21 protein-coding genes are annotated in these 23,722 nt (G+C 70.9%); 13 read left to right on the top strand and 8 right to left on the bottom strand.

Annotated elements, in window-relative coordinates:
• Window positions 1–5 precede the first annotated feature (5 nt).
• Genes HK415_RS04590 through HK415_RS04565 form a run of 6 tightly spaced genes read left to right on the top strand, consistent with a single transcriptional unit; the run spans window position 6 to window position 10,210 of the window.
• Complete coding sequence (locus HK415_RS04590) at window positions 6–5,099, top strand: papain-like cysteine protease family protein (RefSeq protein WP_171556943.1); 5,094 nt, start codon at window positions 6–8, stop codon at window positions 5,097–5,099.
• On the top strand, window positions 4,990–5,760 hold the full coding sequence (locus HK415_RS04585; RefSeq protein ID WP_171556287.1) for a hypothetical protein: 771 nt from the start codon (window positions 4,990–4,992) through the stop codon (window positions 5,758–5,760). Before HK415_RS04590 ends, HK415_RS04585 begins: the two co-directional genes overlap by 110 nt.
• The gene (locus HK415_RS04580; protein WP_171556942.1) at window positions 5,760–6,008 is read left to right on the top strand and encodes a hypothetical protein; all 249 of its coding nucleotides are present in this window, start codon (window positions 5,760–5,762) and stop codon (window positions 6,006–6,008) included. The genes HK415_RS04585 and HK415_RS04580 overlap by 1 nt, the downstream gene beginning before the upstream one ends.
• Window positions 6,005–6,805: a hypothetical protein gene (locus HK415_RS04575; RefSeq protein WP_171556941.1), complete on the top strand. Its 801-nt coding sequence runs from the start codon at window positions 6,005–6,007 to the stop codon at window positions 6,803–6,805. The genes HK415_RS04580 and HK415_RS04575 overlap by 4 nt, the downstream gene beginning before the upstream one ends.
• Window positions 6,802–8,187: a S8 family peptidase gene (locus tag HK415_RS04570; protein ID WP_171556940.1), complete on the top strand. Its 1,386-nt coding sequence runs from the start codon at window positions 6,802–6,804 to the stop codon at window positions 8,185–8,187. Before HK415_RS04575 ends, HK415_RS04570 begins: the two co-directional genes overlap by 4 nt.
• A gap of 13 nt (window positions 8,188–8,200) precedes the next feature.
• Entirely contained in the window at window positions 8,201–10,210 is a 2,010-nt protein-coding gene (locus HK415_RS04565) for a hypothetical protein (RefSeq protein WP_171556939.1), read from the top strand.
• Between the two features lie 161 nt (window positions 10,211–10,371).
• On the opposite strand, the gene HK415_RS24545 is transcribed toward HK415_RS04565, so the two are convergent.
• Window positions 10,372–10,530, bottom strand: coding sequence for a hypothetical protein (locus HK415_RS24545; RefSeq protein WP_253261766.1), 159 nt, complete (start codon window positions 10,528–10,530; stop codon window positions 10,372–10,374).
• 147 nt (window positions 10,531–10,677) lie between these two features.
• The gene (locus HK415_RS24540) at window positions 10,678–10,845 is read right to left on the bottom strand and encodes a hypothetical protein (protein ID WP_253261765.1); all 168 of its coding nucleotides are present in this window, start codon (window positions 10,843–10,845) and stop codon (window positions 10,678–10,680) included.
• A 116-nt stretch (window positions 10,846–10,961) separates the two neighbouring features.
• Here HK415_RS24540 and HK415_RS24535 point away from each other — a divergent pair, with 116 nt between their 5' ends.
• From HK415_RS24535 to HK415_RS23785, 5 genes are all read left to right on the top strand, one after another.
• Window positions 10,962–11,276 carry a hypothetical protein gene (locus HK415_RS24535; RefSeq protein WP_253261764.1) on the top strand — a complete coding sequence of 105 codons (315 nt, stop codon included), beginning with the start codon at window positions 10,962–10,964 and terminating at the stop codon, window positions 11,274–11,276.
• 27 nt (window positions 11,277–11,303) lie between these two features.
• Window positions 11,304–12,614, top strand: a complete 1,311-nt coding sequence (locus HK415_RS04555) for a hypothetical protein (protein WP_171556938.1) — start codon at window positions 11,304–11,306, stop codon at window positions 12,612–12,614.
• A 21-nt stretch (window positions 12,615–12,635) separates the two neighbouring features.
• Window positions 12,636–13,853: a hypothetical protein gene (locus HK415_RS04550; RefSeq protein WP_171556937.1), complete on the top strand. Its 1,218-nt coding sequence runs from the start codon at window positions 12,636–12,638 to the stop codon at window positions 13,851–13,853.
• Window positions 13,854–14,311: 458 nt separating this feature from the next.
• Window positions 14,312–14,716, top strand: coding sequence for a hypothetical protein (locus HK415_RS04545; protein ID WP_171556936.1), 405 nt, complete (start codon window positions 14,312–14,314; stop codon window positions 14,714–14,716).
• On the top strand, window positions 14,685–16,151 hold the full coding sequence (locus tag HK415_RS23785) for a hypothetical protein (protein WP_216369735.1): 1,467 nt from the start codon (window positions 14,685–14,687) through the stop codon (window positions 16,149–16,151). The genes HK415_RS04545 and HK415_RS23785 overlap by 32 nt, the downstream gene beginning before the upstream one ends.
• Here the strand turns inward: HK415_RS23785 and HK415_RS04535 are convergent, their stop codons facing one another.
• Window positions 16,152–17,120, bottom strand: a complete 969-nt coding sequence (locus HK415_RS04535; protein ID WP_171556935.1) for an AfsR/SARP family transcriptional regulator — start codon at window positions 17,118–17,120, stop codon at window positions 16,152–16,154.
• A 328-nt stretch (window positions 17,121–17,448) separates the two neighbouring features.
• Here HK415_RS04535 and HK415_RS04530 point away from each other — a divergent pair, with 328 nt between their 5' ends.
• Window positions 17,449–18,234: a transglycosylase SLT domain-containing protein gene (locus HK415_RS04530; RefSeq protein WP_171556934.1), complete on the top strand. Its 786-nt coding sequence runs from the start codon at window positions 17,449–17,451 to the stop codon at window positions 18,232–18,234.
• Window positions 18,235–18,481: 247 nt separating this feature from the next.
• Window positions 18,482–18,847: a nuclear transport factor 2 family protein gene (locus tag HK415_RS04525; RefSeq protein WP_216369734.1), complete on the top strand. Its 366-nt coding sequence runs from the start codon at window positions 18,482–18,484 to the stop codon at window positions 18,845–18,847.
• A 21-nt stretch (window positions 18,848–18,868) separates the two neighbouring features.
• On the opposite strand, the gene HK415_RS04520 is transcribed toward HK415_RS04525, so the two are convergent.
• The 5 genes from HK415_RS04520 to HK415_RS04500 are packed head-to-tail and all read right to left on the bottom strand — an operon-like array spanning window position 18,869 to window position 23,720.
• Complete coding sequence (locus HK415_RS04520; RefSeq protein ID WP_171556933.1) at window positions 18,869–19,822, bottom strand: Gfo/Idh/MocA family oxidoreductase; 954 nt, start codon at window positions 19,820–19,822, stop codon at window positions 18,869–18,871.
• A complete protein-coding gene (locus HK415_RS04515) occupies window positions 19,819–20,676 on the bottom strand; it encodes a class III extradiol dioxygenase subunit beta (RefSeq protein ID WP_171556932.1) in 858 nt (285 codons plus the stop codon). The genes HK415_RS04520 and HK415_RS04515 overlap by 4 nt, the downstream gene beginning before the upstream one ends.
• Window positions 20,676–21,062: a protocatechuate 4,5-dioxygenase subunit alpha gene (gene ligA, locus HK415_RS04510; protein WP_171556931.1), complete on the bottom strand. Its 387-nt coding sequence runs from the start codon at window positions 21,060–21,062 to the stop codon at window positions 20,676–20,678. The genes HK415_RS04515 and ligA overlap by 1 nt, the downstream gene beginning before the upstream one ends.
• A 16-nt stretch (window positions 21,063–21,078) precedes the next feature.
• Entirely contained in the window at window positions 21,079–22,785 is a 1,707-nt protein-coding gene (locus HK415_RS04505) for a tannase/feruloyl esterase family alpha/beta hydrolase (RefSeq protein ID WP_171556930.1), read from the bottom strand.
• The gene (locus tag HK415_RS04500) at window positions 22,782–23,720 is read right to left on the bottom strand and encodes an amidohydrolase family protein (RefSeq protein ID WP_171556929.1); all 939 of its coding nucleotides are present in this window, start codon (window positions 23,718–23,720) and stop codon (window positions 22,782–22,784) included. Before HK415_RS04500 ends, HK415_RS04505 begins: the two co-directional genes overlap by 4 nt.
• Between the last annotated feature and the right edge of the window lie 2 nt (window positions 23,721–23,722).

Raw genomic sequence — 23,722 nt, 5'->3', positions numbered from 1 at the left:
GCGCCATGCCCCGCATCCAGGCCAACCGCGAGAACATCGACGACCGCTTCAGCGTGCTCGGCTTCACCGTGCGCACCGAAAGCCCCTTGTTCGAGGTGGCGGTGGCGACCGACCCCGCCCTGTTCCGCAGCGAGAACCGCGCCCGCCGCAACCAGCGCAACTTCCACTCCAGCCGCTCCGCCGGCGGCGCGATCCGCGCCCGCCGCGGCGAAGCCGTGTACCTGGTGCCGCCGGACGCGCTGGCCAACTTCGCCGGCCAGCCGCGCCTGTACTTCGGCCTGGCCACCTACCGCGAAGCCAGCGGCGGCGTGCCCGATTTCGTGCAGGCGCCGAGCGAAGGCAACATGTACGTGAACCTGTCGGGCCTGACCGAACGCGGCCTGCGCCGCCTGGCGCTGCGGCCGACCACGCGCAGCTACGGCGGGACGGAGGGCCACGACGCCAGCCTCGACTGGGGTGGCGATGCGCGGCAGCAGCCCGCGGCCGCCCAGCCGGCGCCCGCGACGGCGATCGCGCCCATCCAGACCCGGCCGAACGGCTCCACGCCGGCCACCACGCCGCCCGCGAACTACGACGACGGCTTCGGCGAGTTCCCCGCGAACGCCGCACCTGACGCGACCGCGCCTTCGCCCCAGCTCACGACACCCACCGCACCGACCACCACGGCGCAGGGCCTGGGCCGCCATTCGCACGCGCTCGAGGAACACGCCGACGCCGAGGAAGGCGGCGGCATCGACGAGCCCGTGCCCGACGACGAAGCCACGGCGCTGGCCGTCGCCCAGGAACTGCGCGCGCGCGGCCTCGACACGCCGCAGCCGGAGTACCCCGGCGCCAGCCGCTTCGCACCCGCGCATGCGTCCAATTACCGCGCCCGCCGCACGCCGCGCGAGATCCGCCAGATCGTCATCCACATCACCGACGGCGGCACGCGCATCACCGGCACCATCGGCTGGTTCCAGAACCCCAACCAGCGCAACCGCCGCGGCGAGCCCATCCACGTCAGCGCGCACTACGTGGTCGGCCAGGACGGCGAGGTGGTGCAGATGGTGCGCCACAACGACGTCGCCTGGCACGCCAACCGCGCCAACGGCCACAGCATCGGCATCGAGCACGTCGCCAACACGCGCGGCCTGGTGCCCACCGAGGACCAGTACCGCGGCTCGGCCCGCCTGGTCGCCTTCCTGTGCCAGTGCTTCGGGCTGCCTGTCGACCGCACGCACGTGCTGGGCCACGCCGAGGCCGACACACGCACCACCCACACCAGCTGCCCCAACGCCGTGTGGGACTGGGACCGCTACCTGCCGATGGTGGAAGAAGAGGCCGCGGCGCTGGCCGCGCAGTCGGCGCCCGCGGCCGCCCAGGCCCTGGGCCGCTCGGTGCGGTCCACCGCGCAGGAGATCATCGAGCCCTTCTACGACCAGAGCGATCCGATGACGGCGCTCACCTGCCAGGACAACGCCTTCAGCCTGGCGCGCGAGGAATGGTTCATGGGCGTGGCCGACACCACGCAGTTCCCGCACTCGGCCATCTGCCAGCTGCGCATGACGGCCCCGGACGGCAAGCGCTACATCGGCACCGGCTTCTACATCGGCGCCAACCGCGTGCTCACCTGCGCGCACAACCTGGACGGCATGTCCAGCGTCACCATCATCCCGGGGCGCAGCGGCAGCGACAAGCCCTTCGGCGAGTGCACGGTGCAGAGTTCCTCCTGGCGGATCCCGCGGCCGCCCTACACCGGCGACGGCAACTGGGAAAACGACCTCGCCGTGATCGACAACGTGTCGCTGGCCGCGCCCAACGGCCAGTGGTTCCATTTCCTCAACGCGACGCCCTCGGACCGGCTGCCGATCGTGGTGTGCGGCTATGCCAAGCGCTCGGTCACCGTGCCGCAGCTCACCCACGCCATCGACGGCGACCGGCAGCACCTGCACGGCGGCTATGCCAGCAGCCAGAGCAACCTCGAAGTGCTCGACTACCCGCTGCTCACGCTGAAAGGCAACAGCGGCTCGCCCGTGTACCACCTGGACAGCAGCAGCGGCACGCTGCAGGCGCTGGTCTGCGCCGTGCACGTCACCGGCGAGCCGGCCGCTTCCGGCCTGAACCGAGGCTGCTTCATCACGCCCAACAAGATCGACTGGATCGAAGGCCGCGCCAGCGCCTTCGCGCTGGCCACGCGCGTGGCGCCGCCGAAGCTGCTCACGCGGCCGCAGGCGGTCCCCGGCCGCGCCGCCGTCGCCGAGCGCCCTGCCCTGCGCGCGCGTCCTCTGATCATCGGGCCCGAGGACGTGCAGCAGGCGCAGCGCTACGCGCCGCAATGGGCGGACCTGTTCAACTGGAGCGTGCCCGACTGGATCCCCGGCTACCTGGCCGGCCGCGACATGAGCGTGCAGCGCATGACCGAGGCGATCGGCGCGCTCAACCTCGATCGCTACGAGATCCGCGTCACCTCGCTGCCCTCGGGCTGGAGCGACGAGCAACTTCTGGAACACGTGCGCCTGCACATCAACGACTTCCTGGACACCGACAACAGCGAGTTCATCCCCTACACCACCGGCGACGACGACCTGAAGTGGGCCTCGGCCGCGCCGACCGGCACCGTGTTCAAGATCGACATCGTCGGCCCGGACAACGCCGCGGTGGTCTGCAGCCTGCGCGAAGCGCGCCGCTGGCGCTTCACCACCGTGCGCACGCCCTGGTCGGGCGCGCATCCGGTCAGCGGCCACCGCGAGTTCGGCGTGCGCACCGACGCCGACGGCGCCACGGTGATCTACACGCGCGGCGCCGACCGCGCCACCGACGGCATCGGCGAGAGCATCGCCTTCTTCGGCGCCGACCACCTGTGGCAAAGCTTCCAGCGCAAGGTGGTGGAGTTCGTCAACGGCCAGGGCGGTGCGGCCAGCGCGCCCACGCCCTTCAGCGAGCGCTTCCACCCGCGCGTGGTGGACATCCTCTTCGGCCACGGCACCGTGGCGCAGGCCCTGTCCGGCCAGTCCTTCTCGCTGCACTGGGATGACACGCCCTACCAGCCGCAAAGCAGCGACAGCTCGTGCTGGGCCGCCGCCGCGGCCATGGTGGTCGGCTGGCGCGACCGCGTCTGCATCGCCGACTCGGAGATCGCGCGCCATGTCCCGGTGATCGACGCCTACCGCAACGGCCTGCCACCCAGCAACCGCATCACGCTGGCCGACGCCTGGGGCCTGGTGGCCGAGCCTCCGGCCTCCTACACCATCGAAGCCTTCCGGCAGATGCTGTCCGACTACGGCCCGATGTACGTCGGCATGAACTGGGACAAGCAGGGCGGCGGCCATGCCCGCGTGCTGGTGGGCATGGAAAGCAACGGCAATCCCGACGGCAGCGACACCACGATGTTCCTGTACGACCCGTGGCCGGGAACGCCGGGGCGCATCCGCGTGCCCTTCAACGAGTTCGTGCAGCTGTACGAAGGCCGCATGACCGAAAGCGGCGGCGTGGTGGACGTGCAGATCCTGCATGCCGACGGTGCCCAGGGCCGCGCGCCCGCGACGGCGGCGCCGTTCGCGCTGGCGCTGTCCGCATCGCAGGTCCGTGCGCCGAACGAGCGGCCGGCCCGTTCCGGCCGCAGCAGCGCGCCCAGGCGACGACGCGCCAAGGCGCTCGCCACCGAGAGCATCGAGTACCCGGTGCAGCTGGTGCCGCAGCCGAACAAGCTGGCCTGCTGGGCGGCCTCGATGGCGATGCTGCTGTCCTTCCGCCGCAATGCGTCCTACGAGCCCGAGACGCTGGCCGGCGAGGTCGGCGGCTCGCTCATGACCAGCTACGGCTGGGACCTGCTGCAGGCCGTGCGCGACCGCTACGGCTTCACCGCGATCGACGTGCCGTCCAACACCAGTCTGTACTTCTCACCCGCGCAGTGGGCGACCTGGCTGCGCGACTTCGGCCCGCTGTGGGTGGTGATCGTGGGCATGCCGCATGCCGTGGTGGTGAGCGGCCTGCGCGGCAACACCGACGACCCGGCGCGCTGCGAGGTCAAGCTGCTCAATCCCTGGGACACCCGCGTCACCTTCGACGACGACCCCACCGAGTTCCGTCCCGCCAACCAGGGCTACGCCGACTGGCTGCCCTTCCAGCAGTTCGCCTCCGACTTCGGCAACATGGCCGAGGCCGACTACGGCAACTGGCGCGTGCTGCACCTGCCCGCGCAGGCCGCTTCCGCCCAGGCACTGGCCAAGGCCGCGGTGCGCCGTGCCACCGCCAGCTCGCGCGCTGCGCTGGCGACGCCGCCGCAATCGATCCGCGCCTTCGCCCTGGAAGACACGGCACCGGTGGACGAGCCGATCGAGCCCTCGCGCGTTCCCGGCACCACCATGCGCCGCACCCGCGGCAACCGTGGCCGCACCACCTGGGCGCTGGACCAGCTCGATGGCGTGAAGCTGCCCGATCCCGCCGCGGCGATGGTGCCGGCCTGGTTCCGACCACGATCGCCCTGGACCAGTGGCCCTGCATCGCCCGCGACGCCGTGCCCCTTCCCGTCACCGTGCGCTTCGACGCCGGCGGCGGCGCGGTGGGCAACGTGCGCATCAGCGCCGGCACGCCGGCCGACCTGCCCTACGACGTCAACGTCACCGCGACCATCGAGGACGAAACCGAAACCATCCCCGGGCTCGCCAGCCCGCAGGCGGCGCTCCGGGTCACGGTGGACGTGGACTTCAGCGGCACGCCCAGCGGCAACGTCACGGCCCGCACGCGGCTGCGCCTGGTGGGCAACGGTCGCTACGACCTGGACAGCAGCTGGCAGTGAAGCACTGAAAGCCCGCCATGACGCAGCCGCGCACACGCTCGATCTTCCCGCCGCTGGCCAACGGCGCGGCGCGGGTGCGTGCGCTGGCCGACCCGGTGCCGGCCGCCGCCGCGCCGGCGCCCGCACCCAAGCCCTCGGCCACCGACGCGCTGGCGCAGCGCACCCGCGCGCTGGTCAGCGAGATCGACTTCCCCGGATTCGTCGCCGGCCTGGTGCACGGCACCTTCGACGCGATCGTCGATGCCTCGATCCGCCAGATGGAGAGCTACTCCAGCCTGGTCAGCGCGGTGGCCAAGACGGTGGACCAGTTCACCGAGGATAACGTCACCCCCAACCAGGCGCGCGACTGGCTGGCGCAGCGCTACCCGGGCGAAGTGCGCGTGATGCCGCCCAGCGCGGACCAGCCGCAGCCGCTGCTGGCGCCTTCGGCCGAGGGACTCGCGCCGGCCTGGCTGGCGGAGTACGGCGCCGAAGGCGAGGAGCTCACCGGCGAACTGCTGGAAGAACGCGTGCTGCCGCAGGTGCGCACCAGGGTCGGCGCCGAGCGCCAGCAGCTGCTGGCCACCATGGTGATGCTGGGCATGAACCGGGTCGCGGTGAAGGACGGCTCGATCACCGCCAAGGTGATGTTCCGCGCCAGCGCCAACGAGGCCGCCAAGGTCGGCTACGCCACCGGCAGCGACCCCAAGAGCGTGGCCGACTGGGGCGAGCGCGGCGCCCTGAGCTACAGCGGCGCGAGTTCGACCATGGTGTCCACGCTGGGCGTGAACGCGCAGAGCGACACCAGCCTGCGCGCCGACCTGTTCGGCGAGGTGCGCCTGAATTTCGTCAGCGAGACCTTGCCGCTGGACCGGCTGGCCGACGCCGCCAAGATCGCCTTGGTGCAGCGCAATTCCGCGGTCGCCCGCAGCGCGGCGCCGCTGCCAGCACCTGCCGCGCCCGCCGCCCCGGCGCAGCCCGGCCCGCAGCAGGGAGGTGCGTGATGTTGCGCAACCTCTCCGATGTCCTGATGGACCTGCACAACGGCCTGCAGGGCGCCGCCCAACGCGCCGGCGTGCAGGTCACGCAGGCCGAGATGACGCTGCCGGTGGACACGGCGCTCACGCTGAAGGACGGCGGTTGCGTGCTGCTGGCCGATGTCGCGCGCTCGTACGCCGACGCCGGCTGGCACCAGCAGTCCTGCCGCCTTTCGCTGGTCTGGCAGCAGCTGCCGACGGAGGCCCTGCCATGACCAATTCCGTGCAGGGCTTCGTGCAGGACGCGGGCGTGCCCTTCGACGTCCTGATCCAGTCGCTCACCGAGCAGCTGGACAAGGCGCAGGCGGCGATGGCGCTCAAGGCGCGCGTGGCCCGCCTGCCCCTGACCTTCGCGGTGAAGGACGTGTCGCTGGACCTGCGCGCCTTCGTGCAGATGATCGACGACGACGTGTTCGTGCGCCCCTCCAGCCCGGGCGACACCGAGGCCAGCACCATCAAGCTGACGCTGACCACCGTGACGCGCTCGATGGTGGAAGAGAACGCGGTGGACTTCAAGGCGGAGGAGCCGCAGTTCAGCCTGCGCGAGGCGCTCAAGGGCCAGATCAGCGAAGAGGACCAGCGCCGCCTGGAACGCATCGGCGTACGCACCGTGGAGCAGCTGTCCGACCTGCGCAAGACCGCCGGCACCGACGTGGTCGCCCGCATCGCCCGCATGCCCGTCAACCGGCTGCAGCAGGCCCTGCTGGCCGCCGCCGCGCCGCGCGTGACGCAGGTGGAGGCGCCGGGCCAGGAAGGCCGCTTCGGCCGCAACGCGCGCGTGCACCTGCAGGCGCCGGGTTTGCGCGCCGGCCGCATCCCCTTCGTGCGCGCCGCCGGCGAGGACGTGCCGGTGCTGGAAGCGCACGACGGCCGCCTGGTGCTGGCGCCGCATGCCACGCAGATGGGCCTGGACGCGGAGATCGATTTCGGCGAGGGCGAGGTGGCCCACGTGCCGCTGGCCGCAGGCCGCATCGGCCGCTGGGCCGAGGGCGCGGAAAGGAAGGCGGCATGAACGCGCTGCATGCCCCGCGCCGGCTGCTGCTCACCATCCGGCTGGGCGAGCTGCCCGAGCACCTGCCCAGCCTGCGCGAAGTGCGCCAGGAAGGCCAGCCCATGGCCGCCCGCATCGACGGCGGGCCGCTCGACCGCCTGCTGGCGCACCACGGCGGCTCCGCCCGCACCGTTCGCCTGCACAGCGCGCGCATCACGCGCCTGCAGCGCCCCGGCGTGCCCGGCGCGCGCCGCTTCGACGACGCCGAGCAATTGAGCGGCGTGGCCCGCGTGCTGCGCATCGAGATCGCGCGCGACGCCGGCCTGCCCACCCTGCTGCGGGCCCTGCAGCAACTGCCCGTGGTCGAACGCGTGCAGCCGGACCGCCTGTGCGCCACGCCCTTCGATGCGCCCGCGCGCGCCCTGCGAGAGATCGACCCGGTCGCCGCCCGCCGGCCGCGCGCCATGGTGCGGCTGCCGCAGGCGCTCGCGCTGCAGCGTGGCGATCCTTCCGTGGTGGTGGGCCTGGCCGACACCGGCGTGGTGGCGGGCCACCTGGAGCTGAGCCGGCGCCTGCGCCGCGGCTTCGACACGGTGGACCTGGACGCGGCGACGGTGGGCGACCTCACGCTGGTGGGCGACAACACCGGCCGCGACGAACAACCCGACGACGAGGTGGGCCACGGCTCGGCCTGCGCCGGCATCCTGCGCGCCAACGGCGCCGGCCTGCCTGCGGGCGGCGCGGGCCTGTGCGGCCTAACGCCGGTGCGCGTGCTGGGCGCCGCGCTGCAGGGCGGCAAGCGCGTGGGCATCGGCGCGCTGGCCAACATCGACGCCGGCATGAAGCGCCTGATCGACCTGGGCGTGCGCGTGATCAACATGAGCTTCGGCACGCCGGAATCCGCGCTGGTCGCCGACGACCCGCGGCCGCACGAAGAAGTGGTGCGCTACGCGCTGGCGCGCGGCGTGCTGCTGGTGGCAGCCAGCGGCAACTCCGGCCTGGCCGAACGCTACTACCCGGCCGCGCACGAGGGCGTGATCGCCGTCGGCGCCGTGGAGGACGACGGTTCGCCCGCCTCGTTCAGCACGCGCGGCGCGCACGTGGCGCTGTGCGCGCCGGGGCGCGACATCTGGACCTGCGGCCTGGCCGGCTACGCCTGCGTCAGCGGCACGAGCTTCGCCGCCCCCTTCGTCTCCGCGGCCTGCGCGCTGCTGGCGGCGCACGCCGAGGCGCGCGCCTGGCCGCTGGATCCGCAGAGCGCGCGCGACATCCTGGTCGAAAGCGTGCGGCCCTTCGGCGCCGGGCGCGCCAGCGATGGCTGCGGCGCCGGCGTGCTGGACGCCGCGGCGGCCCTCGCCCTGCTGGATCAACGCATCGATGCGGCGCTCGTCGCCCCAACCTAGGAAGGAAGACATCATGGTCACACGCCACACCAGTACCGGCAGCAAGGGCGGCCGCAAGGGCGGCAAGCCGGCGCACCCCGCCAACCCGGCGCCCGCCCAGACCGTGCCGCCGATCCGCGTCAAGTCACCCGGGCCTGCGGCGGGCCCTTCCGTCGCCGCGAACCCTCCACCTCCCGGTGGGATTCCCAACCCCTTGAACCTCGCCAACACACCTGGAGGTCGGACCATGTCACCCATCCTGTTGATCGATCTGAGCCAGCGCGAACTGCAAGAGCGGCAAAAGCTGCAATCCAGGCTGGACCGGCTGGACGCGCTGCAACGCACCGCCGCCACCAGCGGCGGCCTGACCACCGAGCAGCAGGCGGAACAGGCGAAGTACCGCGCCATGCTGGCCAGCGACGAGCCGGTCGATCCCTTCTACCAGGGCGTCGCCGCCGTCGTGGCGCGCAAGCCCTGGGAGGCACTGCGCACCGGCAAGGACTACCTCCTCAAGCACGGCCTGTTCGGCTCGCAGTACGACGTGACGCCCGGCACGACCCTCGGCCCGCTGGAGCAGGAGATCGCGTTCGTGTGCGGCCTGCTGGCGCTGGACAACCTCACGCTGCCGACGGCGCCCGACTTCGTCAAGCGGGTCGCCGCCGCCCAGGGCGAGTACCGGCAGAACCAGGCCCTGTTCAACGCGGCCTACGAGAAGTTCGAGAAGAACTTCGGCGTGACGGTGCAAAGCCAGATCGACAAGAAGCTGGTGAACCCGGACATCCTGAAGGTGATCCGGCCGCCGGTGGCCATCCAGCCCCTGATGGTCGGTGCCGCCGCCGCGTCCGCGGCGCAGCCGGCGCCGCCCAGCGCCTTCGTGCTGTCGGCGCGCAACATCGCCGCCGTCGTGCGCAAGCTGGTGCGCGAGGGCGTCACCGCCAACGATCCCTGGATCAGCAGCCGGCTGGAGAGCGCCTACAACATGCAGACCGGCGTGGTGGACGGCGCGCCGCCGTCCGCGCTGGAGATCATGCTGCCCGACCTGGAGGAATCGGTGGACGTCGAGATCGTCACCGAGAACCTGCATGCGGTGCAGGCCATCTACTTCACCTACCAGCTGGAGGAGATGCGCATGTTCCAGGTGGTCGAGCGGATCGTGGAGCTGTTCCGCCAGGGCCTGCTGCCGCTGGGCCGCGGCTCGGTGGGCGACTACCTGTTCAACTACTACAAGAAGGCGGCCGAGCGCATCACCGAGTCCGAGCGGCGCGACCTCTACATGCGCGTGTTCGGCGCGCCCGGCGGCAACCCGGCCAACGAGCCCAACCGCGACTTCAACGAACTTTGGCTGCGTTTCGTCTCGGCGGTTTCCAGCTTCGCGCGCCAGCTCACGGTGGAACGCATGCTGCGCAACACCATCCCGATGGCGGTGTCGCAGGAGCAGGTGCGCAAGTCGGCGCGCGACCTGGGCACCAACCTCTCGCGCAACGGCTACGGCATCGCCTACTTCGCGGCGACCGAGCTGCAGCAGAGCATCCTGGAGTTCCGCGACATCCTGCAGAACCCGGAGCTGCGCAATGCCTTCGGCGCGCGCGACATGTGGCAGGTGATCGACCAGGTGAACGTGAACTACCTGGGCGGCGCCCGCAACACGCACCGCCACCGCACGCAGAGCCGCGCCGGCGCGATCATCATCCGCTGGATCGCCAACAACGTGCAGCGCCTGTCCAACATCTCGGGCCCGGTGATCCAGATCGAGCAAATCGTCAACCCGCAACTGCGGGCCACCAGCGGCGGCGCCAACCCCACCGTGGATCCGAGCGACTGGGACCTGGTCAACGCCTGCGAGCAGTGGCTGGCGGTGGGCGGCGTGCAGGACCAGAGCATCGAGCAGTACTCGCAGCCGATCGAGGCGCCGACCATGACCAGCCGGCCGATCGAGATGCCGCAGATCGCGCGCGACATGCTGGGCGGCCTGGGCGCGGGCCTCAACGGCCTCGGCCTCAACGGTGCCGGGCTGGCCGGCGGCCTGCCGGCCGGCCTGCAGTAAGGAGCGGCCATGGCATACGCCGACCACTCCAGGCCGTCGATGGCCGCGCACGTGAAGCAGTCGCTGGCGCAGGCCTCGCGCGCCCTGGGCGTGCGCGACCCGCTGCCCATCATGGGTCCGCTGATCGAGCGCACCTTCTACCGGCCCGATGACGACCTGGCCTACGCGCACAACCAGCTGACGCCGGGCGCGGTGCCCTTCGAGCCCTCGTTCTCGGAGACCGAGCCCGACACGCTGCGCTTCACCATCGAGCCGCTGGGCCCCGGCGCCTCGCCGGTGGCGCGGCGCGACGAGGCCACGCGCGAGATGCGGCGCCTCATCTCGCCCTTCTTCGGGCGCGACGCCCTGAACTGGTTCGACGCGCGCAGCGAGGAATGGCGCGGCTTCGGCGGGCTGGGCTGGATGAACTACGGCGCCTGGTTCGGCAGCGCCTTCGACGAGGACGGCCTGTTCGCCGCCAAGATCTACTACGAGCTCGCGCCCTCGCAGATCGATGCGCTGGCGCCGCGGCTCGCGCGCCTGACGCGCATGGTGATGACCGAGATGCCGACGCTGTCGCCGATCTTCACCTCGATCGGCTGCAAGAAGGACGCGGCCAGCCAGCGCGTGACCTTCCTGCACAAGGGACCGCTCACGCTGACGGCGCTCGGCCCCCTGATGAACCGCCTGGGCATCGGCCACCAGCTGCCCAGCCTGATGCGCGTGGTCGGCGTGGCCCTGGGCGGCCGCTTTCGAGCTGCCCAATGGCGGCGTGCTGGTCGGCATGCGCGACACGCCCCAAGGCGTGGAGATGAAGCTGGAGATCCTGCTGGCGGCCGTGCCCGACCTGCCGGCGCGCTTCCTCGACCTGCTGCGCCTGGGCCTGGCGGAGCGCCCGCGCCAGGTCGCGGCGCTGGAGCGCTGGCTGAGCGCCTTCGGCGTCGACGACGCCAGCGAGCAGGGCCACTTCTCCGTGCTCTCGGTGCGCGTCACCCCGAGCTCGCCGGCGCGCATCAGCCTGTACGTGCGGCCGATCGAGTTCGAGATGCGCGACACGCTCGAGGAATCGCGCGCCTACGAAGCCTGACCGCCCCGAACCGAAACGGAGCCCCCCATGACCGCTTCCGTGTTCCCCGTCTCCGCGCGCCGCCCGCCGCCGCAGGCCGCGCCCGTCGCGAGCCGCGAGACCGTCGATGCCGCGCGCCAGGCGGTGCGCGGGCTGCTGCAGCGCAGCCAGGCCTTCAACGCGCTGCCGGACACGACGCGCCGCCAGCTCGCGCACGACCTGGTGCAGATCGGCAGCTACCTGGCCGAGCCCGACGGCGTGCGCCTGAAGCGCCAGAGCCCGCAGGTGCGCGCGCTGGCGGGCGACCCGCAGCCGCCGCAGTTCGGCCAGGCCGTGCGCGCCGGCGTGGAGAACATGGTCGGGATGGTGCAGGGCGTGAACTTCCCCGGCTTCGTGTCCGGCCTGATCCAGGGCGTGTTCCATTCCATCGTCGACAGCTCGATCCAGCAGATGGAGGCCTACGCCAAGCTGGTGGCCGACGTCAGCAAGAGCCTGAACCAGTTCCGCGACGACAACACCACCGACAACCAGGGCCGCGACCACCTGATCGAGCAGTTCCCCGACCTGTTCGAGCTGGGCACCGGCGACGACGGCTTCGGTGACTTCGGCGGCGACGGCGGCTCCGCGCAGCCGCGGGTGACGCTGCGCGAAGGCGTGGACGAGCGTTCCGCCGTGGACCGCCTGAACCGTTCGCTCCCGCTGGAGCGCCCGCTGACCAGCCTGGACGACGAGGTGGTGGAGGCCGCGCTGGTGCCGGCCGCGCGCACCCAGCTGGCCACCGGCCGCCAGCAGCTGCTCGCCACCATGGTGATGATGGGCATCAACCGCATCGTGGTCACCGACGGCAAGATCAGCGCCAAGGTGGTGTTCGACTTCAAGGCCAGCGACAGCCGCCGCTACGCCTTCAGCGCCACCAAGTTCGACCACGAGAAGGACCGCTACGGCAACCTGCAGACCACCAGCACCTGGTCGGGCGACTACGAGAGCAAGAGCGAGGGCGGCAGCTACAGCAAGAGCGAGGAAGGCGAAGAGCGGCGCGACGGCAGCTATTACGCCAAGGGCAACTACAAGTACTCGCAGCAGCCCGTGGTCAAGCTCATGAGCACGCAGAAGCTGATGGACGACTCGCAGCTGCAGACCAAGGCGCAGCTCACCGGCGCGGTGGAGGTGAACTTCAAGAGCGACTACCTGCCGCTGGAGAAGATGGCCAACCCGGAGAACATCGCCGCGATCCAGATGAATGCCCAGCCCGGCATGGTGAAGACGCTCGCCTCGCGGCCGGTGCCCGGCACCGCGCCGGCACCCGCCGCCACCGCGCCCGCCCCTGCCCCCGCCGCCGCGGCGGCGCCTGCCCGCTGAACCCGGGCGCGGAGAACCGCCATGAGCCAAGCCTGGCTGGACGACGAAACGCTGTCCGCTGTGCGGCCGCCGGTGCGCCGGCTGCTCGAGCGCTCGCCCGGCTTCCGGGCCATGCCGCTGGAGCAGCAACGCGACCTGGCGCGCACCATGGTGCGGGTCGCCTCGTACATGGCCAATCCCGACGGCCTGGCGAAGCAGGAACTGACGCCCGGCCAGGGCGTGCTGTCCCGCGGCCAGGAAGCGCCGCTGGCGCGCGCGCAGGCCGGCGCCGTGGAAAACGCGAAGGGCAAGGCCTCCGACAAGATCGGCACCTTCGCGGGCGCCGACTTCCAGGCCGGCGCGGTGCGCCAGGGCGTGGAGCAGTTCCGCAACCTGGTGGGCTCGGTCGATTTCCCCAACTTCGTGGGCGGCCTGATCCAGAACGTGTTCCAGGCCATCGTCAACGCCAGCATCCAGCAGATGAACGCCTACGGGCAGCTGCTCAAGTCGGTGGCGCAGACGGTGGACCAGTTCGCGCAGGACAACATCAGCCTGAACAACGCGCGCGACTGGCTGGTCGACAAGTACCCGGAATCCATCGGCCTGGACGAGGAAGCGGCGCAGGAGGACGAGAGCGGCCAGCCGCGGCTGGCCGTCACCGCGGAGAACGCCGACGCGGTGCTGCAGCAGATCAACACGGAGATGGGCCTGGCCGAGCCGGTCACCGACCTGTCCGATCCCGAGCAGGAAAGCCGGCTGGTGATGGCCGCGCGGCTGCAGATGGCGCGCAGCCGCCAGCAGCTGCTGGCCTCCATGGTGGTGCTGGGCATCAACCGCATCGTGGTCACCGACGGCGCGATCAACGCCAAGGTGGTGTTCGACCTCAAGGCCAGCGACCAGGCCAAGCGCGAAGCGCGCGCCTCGCTGTACGACAGCGCCTCCAGCATGAACCGCAACACCAGCGCCGCCGGCGTCCACTTCGGCTGGGGCGCGGCCGGCTCGGTCAACGAGAACGTGCAGCGTCACGTCACGACGGTGGCCTCCGCGGTGGACGAGACCTCGGAGTCCAAGGCCGAGGTCAAGGCCAAGCTCAGTGGCGAGGTGCGCGTGAACTTCAAGAGCGACTACTTCCCGATGGAGAAGATGGCCTCGCCGGGCATGATCGCCGCCATCCAGGGCAATTCGCTGCCGGTCGATCCCAACACCACGCCTTCGGCGCGCGCCGCGGCCCCGGCGCCCGCTGCGGTGGCGGCGCGATGAGGCCCGCGCCATGCACGCGGTCGCGATCTTCCCCCGCCCGCGCAGGCGCCGCGCCGCGATGCCCCGCTGCTGCGCGCGCTCGCCCGCGCGCTGGCCGACCTGGGCGACATCGAGCTGCCGGACTCCGCGCCCACCGAGGAGGACGCGCGCAACCTGGAGGTGCTGGCCCCGCTGTACCTGGCCAGCGAACTGGAGCAGTCCGGCCTGCTGCGCACCGCGGAGCTGGTGGCCGGCCTGTTCGCCAGCGGCGCCATCACGCAGCCGCTCGGGCCGACCGCCCAACTGATCGCCGCCTTCTGGCAGGGGCGGCGCGAACGCCTCACCGCCGAAGAACGCGAGACGCTGTTCGCGCAGGTGTTCGAGCCGGCGGATTTCTATCCGCTGATGCAGGCACTGTGCGATGCGCTGGCGGACACGCTGGACCACCCGCCGCGCCCGGGGACATCCGCGCCCGCATCGTGCTGGAGCAGGCCGCGGACGCGCTGGGCGCCTGGCTGTCCCCGCGCGTGGTGGGCATGGCGCAGTTCGCCGCCAACGACATCGTCATCGCGCTTTCGCAGGCCACGCGCTTCCTGCGCGACCGCATGCTGCAAGGCGCCTTCGGCGTGCACGACCTGTGGGGACTGGTGGGCGCGGTCGGCAGCGTGCACGGCCAGGGCGTGCAGCAGTCGCGCGACCGGGTGGAGCTGGGGCGGCATGGGGCCGAGGTGCTGCAGTGGCTGGCACGCGGCATCACGCAGGCCTATGCCTTCGATCCCGCCAGTGCCGAGGGGCAGCGGCTGCTCGCGTCCGCACAGGGCTGGCGCCTGGCCTGGTCTTCGCTGAACCGCCATGACGAGCGTCGCCACGCCCTCGCGGCCTGAAGCGCAGGCGCCGCTGCGCGCCACGCCGCCCGACTGGCTGCGCGGCGCCGTGCGCAGCGTGCTGCTCGGAACACCCGCCTACCAGGAGCTGGATCCGGTGCAGCGGCGCGAGCTGGCGCAGGCGATGGTGAAGGTGGGACAGCTGGCCGCCGACTGCATCGCCGAGGAACGCGCGGCGCAGGCGCAGATCGACGCCCGGCCGGTGGCCCGCGCGCTGCAGGACCCCGGCTTCGGCGAATCGGCCTCGCGCATGGCGCAGGTCACGCGCGACACGCTGGAGGCGATCTCCTTCCCGCGCTTCGTGACCGACCTGCTCAATGGCGTATTCCGCGCCATGAACGACTCGAGCCAGGCGCAGCTGCAGCAGTACCTGCAGCTGCTCAACGCCGTGTCCAGCACCGCCGGCGGCTTCGAGCAGACGCAGACCAACGAGGTGCAGGTGCGCGCCTGGCTGGTGGACCATTTCCCGGCCAGCTTCGAGATGGACCTGCCCGAGCCGCCCGAGCCCGGCGAGGAACCGCCCGACCCCGAGGACGTGGAGCCGCCGCGCCTGCGCCTGAAGGCCGGCGGCAGCATGCCGTCGGAGGAGGCCCTGCGCGCCGCGCTCGGCGTGCAGGAGGGAGAGGAGTTCAGCGCCGGCGGCAACCCCGAGGCGCTGGTGCCGCTGGCGCGGCGGCAGCTCGCGCGCCAGCGCCAGGGCATGCTGGCCACCATGGTGCAGATGGGGGATGCAGCGCATCGTGATCGATTCCGGCCGCATCAACGCCGCCATGCGCTTCCACATCGACACGCGCAGCGCCGCCACGCGCGACCGCGGCAGCCAGTTCGGCATGCAGAACCGGGTGCGCGCCAGCGGCAGCTTCGGCATGGGCGCCTGGGGCGTGAGCGCCGACGTGGAGAACACCATCTCCTACGTCAGCACCGATCGCTCGCAGACCACCGAGGAGATGAACACCAGCGCGGACCTGACCTCCTCGGTCGAACTGAACTTCCACACCGACGCCATCCCGCTGAACCGGCTGGCCGCGCAGGCGCAGGCCGACCGCGTGCGCAATGCGAGCCTCAACCCGGACCGCGAAATCGAGCTGGCCGCGGCGCGCAGCACCAACGAGCGGATCGCGGCGGCACGGACCTCGGAGGACACGCGGCGCGCCGGCGTGGACACGGCCGTGCGCGGGGGACGCCGCCGGCGCTGTCCGCGGAGCCGCTGCGGCCGCCGCCGACGACGACGCCGAGCCCGACACCGCGGCCCACGCCGACGCCGACACCCGCGCCGACCGGCACACCGACGCCGACGCCTGCTCCGACCGGGACGCCGGCCCCGACGCCCGCGCCGACCGGGACGCCCGCACCCAGGTCCGCTCCCGGCGCGACGCCGCGGCCCACCACTGCGCCGGCGGCAACGCCACGGCCCACCACCGCGCCGCGTCGATAGTCAGGCGGAGGGCCGCGCGTCCGGCTCCTCGTTCGTGCCGCGCAAGCGCGCGTCCGCCTGCGCCACGTACCAGTGCGCGCGCCCGACCAGCTCGCGCAAGGTGAGCTGCCCCTCGGGACTGGCGAAGGCGTGGTCGCCGGGAATCGCCAGCCAGGCGGGCTGGGCCGGCCACTCGGGCGCGGACTGCGCTTCGCTGGCGCGGCCCACGGCGCTGTCGGCGATGCGCTGGTACACCGCCATCGTCTCGCGCATCGGCTCGATCGCCAGTTCCCGCCGCAGCGACGCGCGGCAGGTCTCGAACTGCTGCAGCGCGCGGGCGCGCTGGCCGTTCAGGAGGTAGAGGCGCATCAGCTCGCGATGCACGTCTTCGCGCAGCGCGTCGCGATCCAGGATGTCCTGCGCATAGCCGATCGCGCGCGGGTAGTCCTGCGCCAGCGCGCTCAGCTGCATCAGGCGGCCGAGCGCGTTGAGCAGCGTGCGCCGGTGCAGCTCGCGCGCACGCAGCGCCCAGTCCTCGCCGAAGCCGGCCAGGATGTCGTCGCGGTAGAGGCCGACGCCGCGCCGCAGGTGCTCCACGTCGGCCGGCTGCAGCTGCTCCAGCGGCCTGGCGAGCGAGGGCCCCACCAGGCGCGAGAACTCGTCGACGTCGAGGTGCAGGTCCGCTTCGACCGGCAGGCCGATCGCGCCGCGCCGGTCGCACACGACCACTTCACGCTGCTGCAGCGGCGGGCGCGACAGCGCCTTGCGCAGCCGCCACAGCACGGTGTTGAGCGAACGGATGGTGCCGCCTTCGGTCTGCTCCGGCCACAGCGCCGCCACCAGCTCGCTGCGCGCGAAGAAGCGGCCGCGCGCGAGCGCGAGATACGCCAGCAGGCTGCCGGGGCGGCCCGGCAGCTCGACGGCCGCGCCGGCCACGGCCCCGTCGCCGCCGGCGACCGAGAGATGCCCGAACAGGTACAGATACAGCATGGGTGCCCCTCCCCTCCTGCGTGTGCCTGGAACCGCATCGGCAGCGCTTGCAAGGTCGCTTGCACGATGAGGTAGCGATTCTGGGCAGCGTGCTCCGCGCCGCATTAAGAGCTTTCCGTACCGGTGGCGGCGCTTATGGAAACACGCCATGCGCCACGTAACCGCGTGTGTGCCCGCACAGGGAGCACAGCAGTACGTTGAAGCATTCGAATCAGGCGGATTCAGGTGCCCAAAGCGCGAATAGGTCCGTGCTGAGCTTCGAACTTCCACGCGTCCTACCGGTCTATCAGATACCGCCTACACGCTGATCAAGAAGGACCTACACACGATGCGCCGATTCCTCACGACCTCCTCCGCCCGGGCCATTCTCTCCGCCGCTGCCGTCGGCGTGGTCACCCTGACGAGCCAGGTCTCGAGTGCCGAGCCGCGTGTCGCCGTCGAGTTCAAGACGCAGCCGGCGGCCGCCGCGGTCCAGGCCGTCAAGCCGGGCGCGCAAAGCGCGATCCGCTTCGCCGCGCCTGCCGCGACCACCGAGCCGACCCTGAAGTTCGCTTCCGCGGATGCCGTGCGCTCCGCCATCAAGTTCCAGACCGTGCGCTGGGGCGGCAAGCCCGTGCAGACGCTCGACGAGGCGTCGCGCATCCTGCTGGCCAAGGCCGCGGCCGAAAAGGCAGGGCTGCGCGAAGTGGGGCTGAGCTACCACGACGTGTACGGCGTGATCGAAGCCGAGACGTCCTGGATCCCGCGCACCGGCTCCAGCAAGAACGGCACCCCCAACCTCGGCCTGGCGCAGTTCGAGCCGCGCACGGCCGCGGGCATGGGCCTGAAGGACCCGAGCGATCCGGTGCAAGCCGTGTTCGCCGCCGCGCAGTACATGAAGATGGGCGCGCAATGGGCCAGCGGCAAGATCGGCCACCTGAAGTCGGACCCCGCGCTCTACGCCGCCAAGCTGCGCGAAGGCGTGTCGGTGCACTACAACCTGTCGATCAAGGGGCGCAACAAGTGGAACGGCCTCAACACCGCGCAACTGCCGGTGGAGACGCAGCGCCACATCCGCAATGCGGCGATGGGCGCGAAGGAAGCGATGGAGCTGGCGCGGATGCTGCGGACCTGAGCGCGCGATGGGGCAGCCACGCGACCGGCGCGGTGCGCGACCAGAGGAAAGCGGCCCGACGGCCGCTTTTTCCATTGGGGGATGACGGATCCCCATGACTCCTTCAGGCCGAAAGGGAGCGGCAGGGGGCGGGCAACTCAACCTTACGTGCGTCGACCGCGCGCCGTTGCGGACGTGGGCACGTGGCACACTTGACGGACGCCCGGCCTGGATCGGGCGCCCGCAACCCGCCTCAAAGGAGAAGCCGATGCTGACGATGGAGAAGACGGCTGACTACGTCAAGCGATGGGTCGCCGCGTTCGAGTCGAAGGACCTGGATCGCGTGCTGGCGTTCTACACCGACGATGTCATCTTTCACTCCCCGCTGGTTGCGCGGCTGAGCCACGACCCCAGCGGCACGGTGCATGGCAAGGCGGCGCTGCGCGCCTATGTGAAGAAGGGCTTCGAGGTGTTCGACCACATCGACTTCACCGTGCTGGACGTGCTGCGCGGCGTCGACAGCATCGCGATCCACTACAAGGGCATCACGGGCACGCATGTCGTCGAGGTGCTGTTCTTCGACGCGGACGGCATGGTCCGCGAGTCGTACGTGCACTACGCGTCTCCCCAGTAGCACGCGCACGGATCGCAGCGCCTACTGCAGCTGCTGCTCCAGCTGGTCGAGCACGTCGTAGCAAGGCAGCACCTTCGCCACGCTCGCATTCGGCTCCCTGCCCTCGCGGATCGCGGCGATGAACTCGCGGTCCTGCAGCTCGATCCCGTTCATCGACACGTCCACCTTGCTCACGTCGATCTTCTCTTCCTTGCCGTTGAAGAGGTCGTCGTAGCGCGCGATGTAGGTCGCCGTGTCGCCGATGTAGCGGAAGAAGGTGCCCAGCGGCCCGTCGTTGTTGAAGGACAGCGACAGCGTACAGATTGCCCCGTTCTCCGCCTTCAGCTGGATGCTCATGTCCATGGCGATGCCCAGGTTCGGGTGGACCGGACCCTGGATCGCATTGGCCTTCACCACGCGCGACCCAGTCTGGTACTGGAACAGGTCCACCGTGTGCGCGGCGTGGTGCCACAGCAGGTGGTCGGTCCACGAGCGCGGCTGGCCGAGAGCGTTCATGTTGGTGCGGCGGAAGAAGTAGGTCTGCACGTCCATCTGCTGGATCGCGAACGCGCCGGCCTGGATCTTCCTGTGCACGTACTGGTGGCTCGGATTGAAGCGGCGCGTGTGGCCGCACATGGCGACCAGGCCTGTCTGCTTCTGTGTCTCGACGACTGCCCTGCCCTCGGCCAGGCTGTCGCACAGCGGGATCTCCACCTGCACGTGCTTGCCGGCCTTCATGGTGGCGATGGACTGCTGCGCGTGCAGCTGCGTGGGCGTGCACAGGATCACGGCGTCCACGTCGGGACGGGCGAGTGCTTCGTCCAGGTTAGTCGTCACGTGCTTCGCGCCGTACTTCTGCGCCACTTCCTGCGCCTTGGGCAGCTCGCGGCCGATGATGGAGGTGACTTCCACGCCCTCGATCAGCTTGAGCGCGTCGAGGTGCTTGATGCCGAAGGCGCCGGGCCCGGCGAGTGCGATGCGGACGGTCTTGCTCATTGCTTGTTCTCCAGGATCAGGTGGCCCACGGCGGTGTTCGACGCGGGCACATGGTAGAAGCGGTGCTTCACGGTGGGCTTGGGGCCGCCCGCCACGTCGGCCATCGCGCCGCGCGCGATCAGCCACATCACCAGTTCGATGCCTTCGCTGCCCGCTTCCTTGACGTACTCGATGTGGTTCACGCCCGCGAGTCCTTCCGGGTCCTCGACCAGCCGGTCCAGGAAGCGGTTGTCCCACTCCTTGTTGATCAGGCCGGCGCGCGGGCCCTGCAATTGGTGGCTCATGCCGCCCGTGCCCCAGATCTGCACGTTGAGGTCCTCGTCGAAGCTCTCGATCGCCTTGCGGATCGCCTGGCCCAGGCGGAAGCAGCGCATGCCGCTGGGCACCGGGTACTGCACCACGTTGACGGCGAAGGGGATCACCTTGAAGGGCCACTCCCTGGGTTGGCCGCACATCAGCGACAGCGGCACCGTCAGGCCGTGGTCCACGTCCATCCGGTTGACGATGGTGAGGTCGAAGTCCTGCTGGATCACCGAGTGCGCGATGTGCGCGGCGAGCTCGGGCGCGCCTTCCACCTTGGGCACCGGGCGCGGGCCCCAGCCCTCGTCGGCGACCGCGAACTCGGCGGCAGTGCCGATCGCGAAGGTGGGGATGATGTCCAGGCTGAAGGCGGTGGCGTGGTCGTTGTAGACCAGGAACACGACGTCCGGCTTGTTGGCCTTGATCCACTGGCGCGAGAAGTCGTAGCCGGAGAAGACCTTCTGCCAGTACGGCTCCTGCGTCTTGCCCAGGTCCATGGCCGCGCCGATGGCGGGCACGTGCGAGGTGTAGACGGATGCGGTGATGCGGGCCATTACTTCTTCTCCTCTTTCCCCGTCCAGGTGGCCGGGCGGCCGCCGCCGATCATCATTTCGCGGTACGCGTCCTCGCTCATGCCGGTCATGGAGCCGGCCATCTGCTGGAAGCTCTTGCCGTCGGTGGCGCCGATCTTGGCCAGGAAGTAGATGTTGCCGCCCAGCGAGATGCAGCGATTGAGGTCGCGCGCCATCACGGCCTGCTTCTGGTCCTCGCTCATCGGCCACTGGTCCAGGTAGGCGCGCTCGTCGGCCTTGAACTTCTCTCGGTTCTCGGCCTTCATCAGCGACATGCAGAACTGGTTGAGCCAGTAGCCCTTGCGGCTCTGGTCGGCGTCGAAGATGGTCGTGCCGGGGATGCCGGCATAGGGCTTGTCCAAGGGCATGGCTGCCTCCTTATGTTCAGGGCGCGCAGGCGAAGCTGCCTGCGGCGTTGATGTCGCCGGCGCGGTAGCGCGGGACCTGCGGCCACTCGCACAGCGGGCGGCTGCGCTTGACCGCGAAGGGCGGGCGCGCATCCTGTTCGACCAGCGTGAGGCCGGCAGGCGCCCGGCCCTGATCCACCCAGGCCACCAGCGCGGGGAACAGGTCGGCATTGCCGGGCGCGCCGGTGCCGACGTGGTCCACGCCCGGCGCGGTGTAGAGCTTGAAGAAGGAATCGACGGCGGCGCGGCCCATGCGCTGCACGACGCTGGCGTGGTATTCGATGCCCGCGTACGGGCTCTGCGCGTAGTCGCCCAGGTTCTCCAGCAGGATCAGCTTGCCGCCGTGCGCCCGGAAGGCCGACAGGTCCGGATTCGTCGAGTCCATCAGCTCGGACACCTGGCGGATGCGCGCGGCGTGGTCGGCCGCGCGGTAGGTCCGCAGGTCCAGCTGCGGATTGCGAGCGTAGAAATACTGGATGGCGCCGCCGCCGTAGAACCAGGCGATGCCGTTCGCCTGCACCGGCGGGAAGGCGGGCGCGGCGCTGCCGGTCCACCACGACTGCCAGCCGCCGGTGGGACCGGAGGACGGCGTGCCTTCGCCGCTGGGCCCGCGGCCCGGGTAGCGGCGCAGGCCATTGGCCAGTTCCATTCCCATGTCCAGCGGCGTGTGCAGGGTCTGCACCGCGCGGATCTGCGGCTCGGTCAGGCAGCTGTCCGCCTGCGCGCCGGTGCAGCGCAGCTTGTTCACGTCGAAGCGGGTGCGGCAGCCCACGGGGTCGGAGACGACGGCGTCGGCGGCGCCATCCGCCGCGTCGCATGCGGCCAGCACCGCGTCGTGCACCAGCTTCACCTGCGCCGGGTTCATCCAGCCGCCCTTGGTGAGCGCCAGGCCGTCCCGCAGGCCGGCGTGCTGCAGCCCGGTCCAGTGGATCACGGGAACGCGGCTCAGGATGCCGTGGAAGTCGCGCGGATAGCGCTGCGCCATGGTCAGGCCTTCGCGGCCGCCTTCGGAGCTGCCGACGAAATAGAGCTTGCGCGGGCCGACGCCGTAGGCCTGCCGCATGATCGCCACCGCGACGTCGCGCACCTTCTTGTACGAGGCGTGCGCGAAGTTCACCAGCGCCTCGTCGTTCATCGCGAAGGCCTGCGGCGGCTCGCCCGGCTTGTTCTGGTGGCCGGAATCGGTGCCGTAGGTGACGAAGCCCTGCGCCAGCGGGGACAGCTGGTCGAAGCGCGCGGCGGGCACGAGCGCCTCGCCGGAAATCAGCACGCCGTTGAATCCGCCGCCGCCGTACTGCACCGAGGCGTGGTTCCAGCGCACCGGCAGGTTCACCTGGAAGTTGATCACTGGCGCCTGCGGGTCGACCGGGGCGATGTGGCCCAGCACCTTGCAGCGCTGCGGCATGGCCGGAACGATGGTGGCGGCCGGCGTGGGCCCGCGCTCGAGCACGCGCATCTCGGTCGCGGCCAGCAGGCTGGCGCTGTCGATGGTGGCGTAGCCGCTCGGCAGCCCGATGTCCACCGGCGAGATGCGCTGGCCCACGAGGCCGTCGCAGAAAGCCTGCGGGTGGTAGGCGAGCGGCGCGATCGACGCCGGCGTGACCACGGGAATGTTGGTGGTGGTGGAGCACCCCGCCAGCAAGGCCAGCGTCGCCAGGGTCGATACGGTTGCTGTGCGGATCATGCGCGGCCCTCCTCAGGCCAGTACAAGCGGTTCGGGTTGTCCACCAGCAGCTTGCGCTGCAGTTCCGGGGTGGTGGCGATGTGCGGGATGAAATCCACCAGCAGGCCGTCGTCGGGCATGTGATCCTTCAGGTTGGGGTGCGGCCAGTCGGTCCCCCAGAGCACGCGATCGGGGAAGCTCTCCACCACCTTGCGCGCGAAGGGCACGACGTCGCGGTAGGCATTGCGCTCGCCATCCAGCGCGCGCGGGCCGGAGACCGACAGGCGCTCGGGGCAGCTCACCTTGCTCCAGACGTTGGGATGCTCGCGCATGAACTTCAGGAACAGCGCGAACTCGGGGCCGTCGATGGGCTTGGCCACGTCGGGCCGGCCCATGTGGTCCACCACCACGGTGGTCGGCAGCGCGGTGAAGAAGTCCCACAGTTCCGGCAGGTCCACCGCCTCGAAGTAGATCACCACGTGCCAGCCGAGCGGCGCGATGCGCGCGGCGATCTCCATCAGCTCGTCGCGCGGCGTGAAGTCCACCAGGCGCTTGACGAAGTTGAAGCGCACGCCGCGCACACCGGCGGCGTTCATCTCCTGCAGCTGCTGGTCGGTCACGGTGCGCTTGACGGTGGCGACACCGCGCGCCTTGCCCTTGGAGCGCTGCAGCGCATCGACCATGGCGCTGTTGTCGGCGCCGTGGCAGGTGGCCTGCACGATCACGTTCTTGCTGAAGCCCAGGTGGTCGCGCAGCGCGAACAGCTGCTGCCAGCTCGCGTCGCAGGGCGTGTACTTGCGCTCGGGCGCATAGGGAAAGTGTTCGCCTGGGCCGAACACGTGGCAGTGCGCGTCCACGGCGTTGGGCGGCAGCTGGAACCGAGGCTTGCTCGGGCCGGCGTACCAGTCGAGCCAGCCGGGCGTCTTGGTGAAGTTGCCGGAGGTGGGTTTGGACATCG

Source organism: Ramlibacter montanisoli (assembly GCF_013087525.1).
GTDB lineage: Bacteria > Pseudomonadota > Gammaproteobacteria > Burkholderiales > Burkholderiaceae_C > Ramlibacter > Ramlibacter montanisoli.
Note: the sequence above shows the minus strand (reverse complement) of the source record. Positions and strands in the feature narration are given on the sequence as shown.